The organism is Gluconobacter aidae (genome assembly GCF_009547075.1).
Classification (GTDB): domain Bacteria; phylum Pseudomonadota; class Alphaproteobacteria; order Acetobacterales; family Acetobacteraceae; genus Gluconobacter; species Gluconobacter aidae.
On record NZ_WIPH01000007.1, the window covers coordinates 73,206 to 85,043 of the forward strand.

Below are 11,838 nucleotides of genomic sequence, written 5' to 3' on the forward strand. Positions count from 1 at the left end.
AAGGCCCTGAACACGGTTCGGGGTATGGGCGCACCATGACTGGAGAAACAGTATGGCCACGCACAAGATCAGGTTCCGGGTTTATTACGAAGACACCGATGCGGGCGGCATTGTCTATCACGCGCGCTATCTGGGCTTTGCCGAGCGTGCGCGGAGCGAGGCGATGCGGGATGCGGATGCGTCCGTTACCGAGCTTCTGAATGATTTCGGACTGGTCTTCGTGGTGCGTCAGGCGGCACTCCGCTATCGCTCGCCGCTCCGACTCGATGACGAGATGGAAATCGAGACGGCGCTGGAGGCCATGACGCCGACGCGGCTGAAACTTTGTCAGACCGTCCGGAATTATTCCGGGGGTGGCGAAACGGCTACGGTTATCGACGTTGAGCTGGCCTGTCTGAACGCCGCGGACATGAAACCTGCCAAAATTCCGCCTCGCTGGCGTGATGCAGTCAGAAAACTGGAGGCAGGAGAGGTCTGACCCACTTTCCTGTTTCGTCATGAAGTGCAATGGAGAGTCCAGACCCGCAAGGGACAGGATCTGTACAGGAGAGAACAGTGGATCATGAGGTAAGTTCGAGTGCGCTTGGGGCGGTCGGTGCGGCCGGTCTTTCGCCTCTGGACCTGTTCCTGCACGCCTCCATCGTTGTAAAGCTGGTGATGCTGGGTCTGCTGCTGTGCAGCGCCGGCGTATGGGCGATCATTGCGGAAAAAATCATTCTCATCCGTCGCGTCAACCGTGAGGCGACCGAGTTCGAGGACCGTTTCTGGTCGGGCGGATCGCTCGACGATCTCTACGAATCCGACGGTGCGCGTCCAACCCATCCGATGGCGGCCGTGTTTGGTGCGGCCATGGGTGAGTGGCGTCGCTCCGCCCGGATCGGCGGTATCGACCTGTCGCGTGGTGGGGTGCGCGAGCGCGTGGACCGCGCCATCGACATCACCATCATGCGTGAGAACGACCGTCTGACGCGCCGTCTGATCTTCCTTGCGACGATCGGCCCGGTGGCACCGTTCGTCGGTCTGTTCGGAACGGTCTGGGGCATCATGCATTCGTTTGCGTCCATCGCGCAGATGCACAACACGAATCTTTCGGTCGTGGCGCCTGGTATTTCCGAAGCCCTGTTCGCCACGGCGATCGGCCTCGTGACGGCCATTCCGGCCTATATCGCCTATAACGGCCTGAGCAACTCGTTCGAGAAGTTCACGGACCGCATGGAAGCCTTCGGCACCGAGTTCGCGGCCATTCTGTCGCGGCAGTCCGAGGAACGTGCGGACGATACGACCGGCGGGAAGGCCTGAACCATGGGGATGTCTGCGGGAGGACGGGCTGGAGGAGGCGGACGCCGCAAGCGTCGGCCCGAGTCTGAAATCAACGTCACGCCACTGGTGGACGTCATGCTGGTGCTGCTCATCATCTTCATGGTGACGGCGCCGATGCTGACCAGCGGCGTCAATGTCGATCTGCCGAAGACGGATGCGAGCCCGGTCAATTCGGATTCCAAGCCGATCACCGTCTCCCTGAAGACGGATGGATCGCTCTATCTGGGGGATCAGCAGGTGACGTCGGACCAGCTGATCGACCAGCTCAAGGCACAGTCGCAGAATGATCCGACCCACCGCATTTTCGTCCGGGCCGATGCGCATATCGACTACGGACAGGTGATGCAGGTCATGGGACAGATCACGTCGGGCGGCTTCACGCATGTTGCGCTTCTCGCGCAGCAGCCCCAGAGCGGCCAGTAAGAGGCCGCTGCCGTGGTGCGTCCACGCCGCTCTGACAACAGGCGCTTTCGTCATGCGCTGTACGGATCAGCCGCCGTTCACCTGGGGCTGATCGCGTATCTGCTTGTGCAGATCCCCCCCGAAAAACCGCCCGAGCCGCCTGAGCCCCCCACGGTTCAGATGGAGTTCGAGAAGGCGGGTCCCCCGACCCATCCGGTCAAGGGCGATCATCCGGCGCCTGCGCCCGCTCCGGCCCCCGCACCCGTGAAAAACGAGGCGCCTCCTGCCCCGACGCCGCCCCTGAAGGCGCCGACGGAAGAGCCGCCTCCGCCACCACCGCCGCCTCAGCCCGTGCCGCCTCCGCCGGAGACGCCGCCGCAGAAGCTGCCGGACATCAAGCTGCCGCCGAAGATGACGGATGAGTCGCCAGAGCCTGTGCCGGCATCGCCGCCCAAACCGTCCCCGCCATCCAAATCGACGATGGTCGCACCGCCGAGCCCGCAGACGCAGAAGGCCGACAAGCTGCCGGATATGCCGAAATTCTCGCATATGACGCAGCCGAATGCGGCCAAGAAAACCGAAGCCGACAGTCATTCGCTTCTGGCGACGCTGGATAATTTCCGGGCGGACCAGAAGCAGACCCATGCGCCGACCGCGAAGGCCAATCCGCCGCAGGGTGGTGCGCCGAACGGGGGCGGAGTGCCGAATGGTGACATCACCAAGTCCCTGTCCATGGCGGATCAGAAGGCCATCGGTGGGTCCGTGCGCCGTTGCTACACCGAAGATACCGAGGCGCGGAACTATGCGAGCTTTGTCGCGCATATGGTCGTGACCGTTGATGCGACCGGCGAGGCGCGGATCGTCAAATTTGCGCCTGAAACGGCTGCGAAGATGGCCGCAGATCCGTCTTATCGCGTTCTGGCGGAGCGGGCGCGGGATGCGGTGCTGAGCCCCACCTGTGCCCATCTGCCCATTCCCTCCAAGATGCTTGGTCAGACGCATGAACTGCGTTTTGTCTTCAGGCCGTAATCCACGAGGAAGTCTCATGTCCTTCATTTCCGATACCGACGCCGAGGCCCTGAGCGCGCTGTTTTCGCGCCGCTCCGTTCTGGGAGCCACCGCCGCTGGTGGTCTTCTGGCAACGCCTCTGGCGGCCTTTGCCCAGTCAGGCGCGGCTTCCGGCCCTGGTGAAGCCGAAATTACCGTCGATCAGGCCCGTCAGGAGCCGATCCCCATCGTCGTTCCGAACTTCGGAGCGGGCCTGGGTGAGCAGATTTCCGGCGTGATTACCTCCGACCTGAACGGAACCGGTCTGTTCAAGGTCATGAGTGGCGATGTCCCACCGGGTTCCACACCGGATTTCAGCGCGCTCAAGGCACAGGGTGCCCGCGCCGCTGTGGCCGGTCAGGCCGTTGGCTCGGGCAGCGTGCGCGTCGAGATGCGTCTGTGGGACGTGCTTTCCGGGCAGCAGCTCCAGGGTACGGCCTATACGGCGTCCAACAACAACTGGCGCCGGATCGCGCATATCATTGCTGACGTGATCTATGAGCGGATGCTGGGCGAGAAGGGTTATTTCGATACCCGTATCGCCTATATCGCCCGGACTGGGCCGCGCCATCACCAGATCACGCGGCTGGCCCTGATGGATCAGGATGGCGCCAACGAGCGCATGCTGACGGGGGGCGAGTGGCTGACGCTGACGCCGCGCTTCAATCCGGTGCGTGACCAGATCGCGTTCATGTCCTACTCGAACAATCGTCCGCGCGTGTATCTGTTCGATCTGGCCTCTGGCCGTCAACAGATCCTCGGTGAATTCTCGGGCATTTCCTTTGCGCCGCGCTTTTCTCCGACGGGCAGCTCGGTCGTTCTGTCCGCCACGCGCGGTGGTGGATCAGATATCTTCGTTGTGGATCTGGCCTCGCGCGCGAAACATCAGATCACCAATTCCAATGGTGCGATCAATACCAGCCCCTGCTTCAGTCCGGATGGCAGCCAGATCGTGTTCAATTCCGATCGTGGAGGCAGCCCGCAGCTCTACATCATGAGTGCGTCTGGGGGGGCGGCCAAGCGGATCTCCTATGGCAATGGCCAGTATGGCTCTCCGGTCTGGTCTCCACGTGGCGACCTGATCGCCTTCACCCGGATTGGCAGCGGTGGGTTCTCACTCGGTGTCATGAACCCGGATGGTACCGGGGAGCGTATTCTGACGCAGGGCTTCACGGTGGATGGGGCCACGTTCTGTCCCAATGGCCGTGTGCTGGCCTTCTGTCGCCAGAGCGCGTCCGGTGCGGGCGGTGCAGGTTTTGCATCCGGCATCGGCACGATCGATATTACGGGTTTCAACGAGCGTCCGATCCGGATCTCGACGGGTGCGTCCGACCCGGCCTGGTCTCCGCGGAACGGCTGAGGTCAGGCTCCGCGCTTTCGGTTGGAAAGCGCGGATTTTCAGGGGTGGAAAACCCCTTTTCCCAGAGTCCAGTCGCGGCGTTGATTCGGTCTGTGGTCGTCAGGACCATGCAGACCGGCTCCGGGTGCTACGCCTGTAACGCTTGGCTGCCACGCGGGCAGCGCATGTATTCAAACTGTAAAACTTCAATGATGAGACGAATGTGGCGGAATTCTGCCACATTCGTCAGAGTTGGTGTGACATTTCTGCCGAGTTTTGTGGTTCCGAAACTGAATCGAACTTTCCAGCCCCAACCCGCGTTAAGACGACACTTGACCCATGATTTGAGTCATGAGTATGGGCCCTTATGGCCACTGGTTTTCAGGCGCGGCAGACAGGAATCAGAACCGACTCCTGTATCTTCTGGTCTGGGGAGAAGTGGTCCGGGATAACGCGGCATTTTCCGCATTCGGTTCCCGATGTGGGGCCGTTCTCAGGATTGAGACACATGAAGTTCAAGGTATTTGGCGCGCTTGGTCTGGCGCTTGTTCTCGCAGCCTGTTCCAACGGCAACACCAACAAGGGTGACAGCACCGGCGCGGGCGCCGTCGCTCAGGAAGCCGGCCCGACGCCCGGCAGCGAAGCCGATCTGGTCGCCAATGTCGGCGATCGCGTCTTCTACGAGCTGAACCAGTCCCAGCTTTCTGAAGAAGCCCGCGCAACGCTGGACAAGCAGGTTGCCTGGCTCGCCAAGTATCCGCAGGTCAGCATCCAGGTTGCTGGCAACTGCGATGATCGCGGCACGGAAGAATACAACATTGCTCTTGGCCAGCGTCGTGCAAACGCAGCCCGCGACTATCTGGTCGCCAAGGGCGTGAGCGCTTCGCGCATCACCACGATCTCCTACGGCAAGGACCGCCCGACCGCCGATGGCGATGACGAGCAGTCCTGGGCCCAGAACCGTAACGCCATCACGTCTGTTCGCTGAACCGACGTTTCAGGCCTGACGGACTGGGATGATGAGCGGCCGGGGGATTATCCCCCGGCCGTTTCTGTTTTATGACTGGGCCATGTCGCACGCGAGACCTCCCTGCGTGCCCGTGACCGTGAGTTTGTCTCAGGAGATCCGTTATGGTGCTGTCCCGTTCCCTGCGTGCCGTCTTTCTGGGCACGGCTCTTTCCGTCCTGTCGCCCGTCGTTCCGGCGCTGGCTCAGGATGCCCCTGACAGCGGGGAAATTTCCTCACGCGAAGCCATTGTCCTTCAGGATCAGATCGCATCCCTGCGGCAGCAGCTTTCTCAGATTCAGAACGGTGGGGGCCTCGCTGCGCCAAGCACGACAGCCGCTCCGCAGGCTTCGGCCGCAGACGGCAATCTGACGGCGCAGCTTCTGGAGCGTGTTTCGGCTCTGGAAGAGCAGAACCGCCAGATGCGAGGCGAGCTGGATCAGCTCAGCAACTCCGTCCGGGACAATCAGGCCAGCGTGTCCAAGCAGATTTCGGACATGCAGTTCGCGTCCCAGAATGGCGGGGGATCATCCGCCCCGGCTCCTGCCAAGGCTGCCACCGGGGAAAAGGTATCCACCCCTGCCGCAGAGGTCGCCGAACAGCCGAAAACGGCTCTCGATGCCCTGAAGGCCGGAAACGCCTCCCTGCATTCGGGCAATTATACGGACGCGGAAAGCAATGCCCGCTTCGCCATCAAGACGGCGCATAGCGTGTCGGGCAAGATGGATGCGCAGTTCCTGCTGGCCCAGTCCCTGGCAGGGCAGAAGCAGTACCGTCAGTCCGCCGTTGCCTATTACGACGCCTATACCAAGGCACCCAAATCCCTGAAGGCCCAGGACTCCCTGCTTGGCGTTGCGGCTTCGATGCTGGCGCTCGGGGACAAGGGATCGGCCTGTCAGGCGCTGGACAAGCTCAAGGCGGAGTTCCCTGCACCCGCGCCGCGCGTGAAGACGGCGGAGACAATGTTCCGGGGCCGCGCCGCCTGTCACTGAGCGCTGTCTTTCTGAGTTCGGGCATGGATTATCCGGTCGGGGAGCAGGAGTTTGCCGATCGGATGGCCGGGTTTGGTCCGTGGCCACCCGATATCGATGACGCACCAGTCGGGCTGGCAGTCTCGGGGGGCGCCGATTCCATGGCGCTCGCGTTTCTGACCCGTCGCTGGCGACGGAATGTCGTGGCGTTCGTCGTGGATCATGCCTTGCGTCCTGAGTCCGCTGCCGAAGCCCATCTGACGGTTCGTCGTCTTGCCGGGATGAACGTGAAGGCCCGGCTTCTGACGCTTGCGCCGTTTCCGAAAGGCCGGACGCAGGAGCGCGCCCGCCAGGCCCGGTTCGATGCTCTTGAGGCGGCCTGTGTTTCGGAAGGTTGCCTGGATCTTCTGGTTGCGCATCATGCCGGCGATCAGGACGAGACGGTGTGGATGCGGCATCTGCGGGCGAGCGGCCCTCTGGGGCTGAGTGGCATCCAGCCTGTTTCCGTTCGTGGGCGCATTCGGCTGGTCCGGCCGCTTCTGACGTTTCCCACAGCGCGTCTGCGCCTGACTCTACAAGAGGCGAACCTGCCCTGGATCGAGGATCCGTCGAACGCCAACCGGCGTTTCGAGCGCGTTCGTCTGCGGCAGGACCTGACGCCGGAGCAGAGACAGGAAGCCAGTGCTCTGCAACGGGTGGCCCTACAGGAGCGTCAGCGCCTTGAGACGCAACGGGCGAGGCGGCTTGGTCGCCATGCCATCTGGTACCCCCAGGGCTGGGTTTTTCTCGGGCAGGGGGGCGTGGATGAAGAGAGCCTGTCCGTTCTGATCCGTCTGCTTTCGGGGAGTGTCTATCGTCCGGCGCGTGCGGCTGTGCAGACTTTGCTGGCACGGGGTTTCGGAACGCTGTCAGGGGTGCAGGTCCGGTCGGCGGGGCGCTTTGGAGACGGGATCATTCTGGTGCGCGAGGAAAGGGCGCTCGGGCCGTCAGTTCCCGCGAAGATCGGAGCGGTCTGGGATGATCGATGGCGCCTTATGGTTCCCGATCTTCCGGGGGAGAGCCTGATCGGGCCGCTGGGGGACGCGGTTCATGCGCTGGATCTGCGCAGGCTGGGTGTGCCTTACGAGGCTGCCCGCTGTCTTCCGGGCGTATGGCATGAGGGCCGGGTGGTTTTTTGGCCGCGTCTGGAAGGGATTACGTGGGGTGAATCCGCTGGTGAGGCGGATTTTGTCTGGTTGTCCGACGTCCCTGCGACGGGAGAAAATCATTTCACGACTTAAAAAGCGCTTCAAAAACGCAAGAAATGCGTTTTCCTGCCCCTGATGGGGTAGGATCGTGGGCGCGGAGGCTTATGTTATGGAGTCAACGCAGAATGTGACCGGTCGGCCAGTTGTGACGGGGGGGCCCGAAACGCATCTGACGGAACAGTCTGAAGGACAACAGAGAGCGAGATGAACAATTTAGGCCGTAACGTCGCGATCTGGGTGGTCATCATCGTGGTCGGAATGGCAGTGCTGACAGCCTTCCAGCCCGGTGGCGGCCAGCATGCAGCCCAGCAGATCGCCTATTCCGATTTCATCCATGATGTGGACCAGCATCAGGTCCGTTCGGTTGTGATCCAGGAGCAGAATGTCTCCGGAACGCTGACGAACGGGACGTCTTTCGAGACCTACGCTCCGCTTGATCCGAGCCTTCCGGCCCGTCTGACAGCCGCGAACGTCGAAGTGACGGCCAAGCCGATGGAAAGCGGCGAAAGCCCGATTCTGCGTTATGCGAGCGCCTATCTGCCGGTTCTGCTGCTGCTCGGGCTGTGCTTCATGGTTTTCCGCCAGATGCAGGGTGGTGGCGGTCGGGCCATGGGCTTTGGCAAGTCCCGTGCCAAGCTGCTGACGGAGAAGACCGGCCGCGTGACGTTTGAAGACGTCGCCGGTATTGATGAGGCGAAGTCCGAGCTTCAGGAAATCGTCGAGTTCCTGCGCGACCCGCAGAAATTCACCCGTCTGGGCGGCAAGATTCCCAAGGGCGCGCTGCTGGTCGGACCTCCGGGCACCGGTAAGACGCTGCTGGCCCGCGCCATTGCGGGCGAGGCCAATGTGCCGTTCTTCACGATTTCCGGTTCGGACTTTGTGGAAATGTTCGTCGGTGTCGGTGCGTCCCGTGTGCGTGACATGTTCGAACAGGGCAAGAAATCCGCGCCCTGCATCATCTTCATCGACGAAATCGATGCGGTGGGTCGCCATCGTGGCGCCGGTCTTGGCGGCGGGAACGATGAGCGTGAGCAGACCCTCAACCAGATGCTGGTCGAGATGGACGGTTTCGAGAGCAATGAGGGTGTCATCCTGATTGCCGCGACCAACCGTCCGGATGTTCTGGATCCGGCCCTGCTGCGTCCTGGTCGTTTCGATCGTCAGGTTGTCGTGCCGAATCCGGATGTTGCAGGGCGGGAGAAGATCCTGCGCGTTCACATGCGCAAGGTTCCGCTGTCGTCAGATGTCGATCCGAAGGTCATTGCACGGGGTACGCCGGGCTTTTCGGGTGCGGATCTGTCCAATCTCGTGAACGAGGCTGCGCTGATGGCGGCCCGTCAGGGACGGCGGACTGTCGGCATGGCGCAGTTCGAAGAGGCCAAGGACAAGGTCATGATGGGAGCGGAGCGTCGTTCCATGGTCATGACCGAGGACGAAAAACGCTCGACGGCCTATCACGAATCCGGACATGCCATCTGCGCGATCTTCACGCCGGGTAGCGATCCGATCCACAAGGCGACCATCGTGCCGCGCGGCCGGGCGCTGGGTCTGGTCATGACCCTGCCGGAGAAGGACAACATTTCCTACAGCCGCAAATGGTGTCTGGCCCGTCTGGTCATTGCCATGGGTGGCCGCGTGGCCGAGGAAATCATCTTCGGACGCGAGGAAGTCAGCGCAGGTGCCTCGGGTGACATCAAGAGCGCGACCGATCTTGCGCGCCGCATGGTCACCGAATGGGGCATGAGCGATACGCTCGGCATGATCGCCTATGGCGATAACGGGCAGGAAGTGTTCCTTGGCCATTCCGTGACCCAGAGCAAAAATATTTCGGAAGAGACGGCCCGCGAAATCGACAAGGAGGTCAAGGCCCTGATCGACACGGCTTACAGGCAGGCCCACGATCTGCTGACGACCCGTATCGATGACCTGCACCGCCTGACCGCGGCGCTTCTGGAATATGAAACGCTGACGGGTGAGGATGTTGGTCGCATCATGCGGGGTGAGGCCATCGAGCGTACATCGGACGATGAACAGGTTCCCGATAACCGTCGTGCATCTGTTCCGACCACGCGCCCCGGCGCGTTTGATCCGGCGCCTCAGGCGGGGTAATCAGGCAGCCAATCGCACCAACGGGCGCGTCATCGGGATCTTCCCCGGTGCCGCGCCTTTTTCATTTCTGGCAGACAGGCAGGATTCTTCATTATGGCCATCAAAAGGTCTCTGTTCGGTACTGATGGCATTCGGGGAACGGCTAATACCGCGCCCATGACGGTCGAGATCGCACAGAGGCTGGGGCAGGCCGCCGGCCTGTATTTCATGCGCAGTCAGAACCGCCGGCACAGCGTCGTGCTCGGCAAGGATACGCGCCTTTCGGGCTATATGCTGGAATGCGCCCTGGTCGCAGGCTTTCTGTCGGCCGGGATGGACGTCATTCTGGTCGGACCGCTGCCCACGCCCGCCATTGCCATGCTGACGCGCTCCCTCCGGGCGGATCTGGGTGTGATGGTCTCGGCATCGCATAATCCCTTTACCGATAACGGCATCAAACTGTTCGGACCGGACGGTTTCAAGCTTTCTGACGAAGTGGAAGGCGAGATCGAGGATCTGATGTCACAGGACCTGTCCGCGCGACTGGCATCCCCGGCGCAGATTGGCCGGGCGTCCCGTCTGACGGATGCGGCCGGACGGTATATCGAGAATGCGAAAGCCTCTTTTCCGCGTGGCCTGCGTCTGGATGGCCTGAAGATTGTCATCGACTGTGCCAATGGATCGGCCTATCGCGTGGCGCCCACGGCCTTGTGGGAGCTTGGTGCGGATGTCATCAAGATCGGCTGTTCACCTGATGGATTGAATATCAACGATGGCGTGGGATCAACGCATCCTGAAACGCTGTGCGCAGCCGTCAGGGAGCATGGTGCGGATTTCGGTATTGCGCTGGATGGTGATGCGGACCGTGTCCTGATTGCGGATGAGAATGGCAATCTTGTGGATGGAGACCAGATCATTGGTCTGATTGCTGCCTTCTGGAAACAGCATGACCGGTTGCGGGGCAATACCGTGGTGACGACCGTCATGTCCAATATGGGACTGGAAAAGGCCCTGGCGGAGAATGGTCTCGAACTTCAGCGCACGGCGGTCGGTGATCGCTATGTTGTCGAGCGGATGCGGGAAATCGGGGCCAATCTGGGCGGCGAGCAGTCTGGTCACATGGTCCTGTCAGACTATGCCACCACGGGCGATGGCCTGATTGCTGCATTGCAGGTCCTTGCTGTCTCCGTTGAGACCAAGCGGCCTGCCAGCGAAATCTGCCGTTTCTTCACGCCCTATCCGCAGATTCTGAAAAATGTCCGCTATTCAGGAACCAGCCCGATGGGCAGTCCGGATCTCGCCGCGGCCAAGGCGTGGGCAGACGAGCGGCTGGCCGGAAGTGGCCGTCTTGTCCTGCGGGCAAGCGGGACTGAACCGCTGATCCGTGTCATGGCCGAGGCGCAGGATGAGGCGTTGGTGCATGAGGTTGTGGACCATGTCTGTGATGTCATCCGCGCGATCGCACACGCCTGACTCTGGTAAATGACTATGCAAAGCGCGAACCTGTCGTGAATGAGCGGGGAGTCTGACCCCGAGAGGCTGTCTGACGTCAGACGGCTGCGCCGACGGCGGGAAGAGTGTTTTTGGAAGGAACGTCTGTTGCGGCGGGGATCTCCGCGGTGTCATCTTCGCGCAGGATGTAACCGCGTCCCCAGACCGTAGCGATCAGGTTCCCCGCACCGACATTCTGGAGTTTTCGGCGCAGCTTGCAGATGAAGACGTCGATGATCTTCATTTCCGGCTCGTCAATGCCACCATACAGGTGGTTGAGAAATGCATCCTTGGTCAGGACGGATCCTTTGCGGATCACCAGCAGTTCGAGAATGGCGTATTCCTTGCCCGTCAGGTGCAGGGGAGCGCCGTCGACCGTGACGTTCTTGCCATTCAGGTCCAGTTCCAGGCTACCGATGCGAAGCTTCGGTTCGGCAAAGCCCCGCGAGCGCCGCATGACGGCCTGAAGGCGGGCGACCAGTTCACCTGCGTCGTAAGGCTTGGTCATGTAATCATCCGCGCCCACGGAGAAAGCCCGGATTTTTGCCTGAGGCCGCAGCAGGGCGGACAGGACGAGGATGGGCGTCGTGATACGCGCGGCCCGGGCGCGGCGAATGACTTCGTAGCCTTCAAGGTCGTTCAGCATCAGTTCGAGCACAACCACATCGTAGTCGTAATGGCGAAGCATCTCGATGGCTTCTTCGCCAGACGGCGTATGGTCTACGGTGAAAGAGGCTGTCCGCAGGACCTGGGACAGTGTGGCGGCGGCTGACTGATCGCTTTCGACAAGAAGAATACGCATTTTTTCAACTCCCGGCTTGGTGAAATAATGGTTACTACCCAAGGTTGTATCTGTCGATAGATATGGATCAAAAATCGTAAAATTGTCATTATTCTTCTCGTTGAAGAAGAACGTTAGGGTTCTCT

General features: G+C 61.4%; 11 protein-coding genes. 10 read left to right on the plus strand and 1 reads right to left on the minus strand.

What is annotated here, in order from left to right:
- The first annotated feature begins 52 nt into the window (after nt 1-52).
- The 10 genes from ybgC (at nt 53) to glmM (ending at nt 10,893) form a co-directional block, all read left to right on the plus strand.
- On the plus strand, nt 53-478 hold the full coding sequence (ybgC, locus tag GFJ39_RS05095; protein ID WP_041111982.1) for a tol-pal system-associated acyl-CoA thioesterase: 426 nt from the start codon (nt 53-55) through the stop codon (nt 476-478).
- A gap of 29 nt (nt 479-507) precedes the next feature.
- A complete protein-coding gene (tolQ, locus tag GFJ39_RS05100; protein ID WP_153430325.1) occupies nt 508-1,299 on the plus strand; it encodes a protein TolQ in 792 nt (263 codons plus the stop codon).
- A 3-nt stretch (nt 1,300-1,302) separates the two neighbouring features.
- The gene (gene tolR, locus GFJ39_RS05105; protein ID WP_153430326.1) at nt 1,303-1,743 is read left to right on the plus strand and encodes a protein TolR; all 441 of its coding nucleotides are present in this window, start codon (nt 1,303-1,305) and stop codon (nt 1,741-1,743) included.
- A 12-nt stretch (nt 1,744-1,755) separates the two neighbouring features.
- The gene (locus GFJ39_RS05110) at nt 1,756-2,751 is read left to right on the plus strand and encodes an energy transducer TonB (protein ID WP_325062837.1); all 996 of its coding nucleotides are present in this window, start codon (nt 1,756-1,758) and stop codon (nt 2,749-2,751) included.
- A gap of 16 nt (nt 2,752-2,767) precedes the next feature.
- Entirely contained in the window at nt 2,768-4,129 is a 1,362-nt protein-coding gene (gene tolB / locus GFJ39_RS05115; protein ID WP_153430327.1) for a Tol-Pal system beta propeller repeat protein TolB, read from the plus strand.
- Between the two features lie 487 nt (nt 4,130-4,616).
- Nucleotides 4,617-5,096: a peptidoglycan-associated lipoprotein Pal gene (pal, locus tag GFJ39_RS05120; RefSeq protein WP_011253210.1), complete on the plus strand. Its 480-nt coding sequence runs from the start codon at nt 4,617-4,619 to the stop codon at nt 5,094-5,096.
- 143 nt (nt 5,097-5,239) lie between these two features.
- On the plus strand, nt 5,240-6,106 hold the full coding sequence (locus GFJ39_RS05125) for a tol-pal system YbgF family protein (protein WP_153430328.1): 867 nt from the start codon (nt 5,240-5,242) through the stop codon (nt 6,104-6,106).
- A gap of 23 nt (nt 6,107-6,129) precedes the next feature.
- Nucleotides 6,130-7,365, plus strand: coding sequence for a tRNA lysidine(34) synthetase TilS (gene tilS / locus GFJ39_RS05130; RefSeq protein ID WP_228391803.1), 1,236 nt, complete (start codon nt 6,130-6,132; stop codon nt 7,363-7,365).
- A 171-nt stretch (nt 7,366-7,536) separates the two neighbouring features.
- A complete protein-coding gene (ftsH, locus tag GFJ39_RS05135) occupies nt 7,537-9,441 on the plus strand; it encodes an ATP-dependent zinc metalloprotease FtsH (RefSeq protein WP_153430329.1) in 1,905 nt (634 codons plus the stop codon).
- Nucleotides 9,442-9,534: 93 nt separating this feature from the next.
- Nucleotides 9,535-10,893, plus strand: a complete 1,359-nt coding sequence (glmM, locus tag GFJ39_RS05140) for a phosphoglucosamine mutase (protein WP_153430330.1) — start codon at nt 9,535-9,537, stop codon at nt 10,891-10,893.
- 76 nt (nt 10,894-10,969) lie between these two features.
- Here the strand turns inward: glmM and GFJ39_RS05145 are convergent, their stop codons facing one another.
- The gene (locus GFJ39_RS05145) at nt 10,970-11,713 is read right to left on the minus strand and encodes a response regulator transcription factor (RefSeq protein ID WP_153430331.1); all 744 of its coding nucleotides are present in this window, start codon (nt 11,711-11,713) and stop codon (nt 10,970-10,972) included.
- Between the last annotated feature and the right edge of the window lie 125 nt (nt 11,714-11,838).

Bases quoted from the DNA above. Each gene is read 5' to 3' on its own strand.
- GFJ39_RS05125 (WP_153430328.1), top strand. From the start codon at position 5,240: ATGGTGCTGTCCCGTTCCCTGCGTGCCGTCTTTCTGGGCACGGCTCTT.
- ybgC (WP_041111982.1), top strand. From the start codon at position 53: ATGGCCACGCACAAGATCAGGTTCCGGGTTTATTACGAAGACACCGAT.
- tolR (WP_153430326.1), top strand. From the start codon at position 1,303: ATGGGGATGTCTGCGGGAGGACGGGCTGGAGGAGGCGGACGCCGCAAG.
- pal (WP_011253210.1), top strand. From the start codon at position 4,617: ATGAAGTTCAAGGTATTTGGCGCGCTTGGTCTGGCGCTTGTTCTCGCA.
- tilS (WP_228391803.1), top strand. From the start codon at position 6,130: ATGGATTATCCGGTCGGGGAGCAGGAGTTTGCCGATCGGATGGCCGGG.
- tolQ (WP_153430325.1), top strand. From the start codon at position 508: ATGGAGAGTCCAGACCCGCAAGGGACAGGATCTGTACAGGAGAGAACA.
- GFJ39_RS05145 (WP_153430331.1), bottom strand. From the start codon at position 11,713: ATGCGTATTCTTCTTGTCGAAAGCGATCAGTCAGCCGCCGCCACACTG.
- ftsH (WP_153430329.1), top strand. From the start codon at position 7,537: ATGAACAATTTAGGCCGTAACGTCGCGATCTGGGTGGTCATCATCGTG.
- tolB (WP_153430327.1), top strand. From the start codon at position 2,768: ATGTCCTTCATTTCCGATACCGACGCCGAGGCCCTGAGCGCGCTGTTT.
- glmM (WP_153430330.1), top strand. From the start codon at position 9,535: ATGGCCATCAAAAGGTCTCTGTTCGGTACTGATGGCATTCGGGGAACG.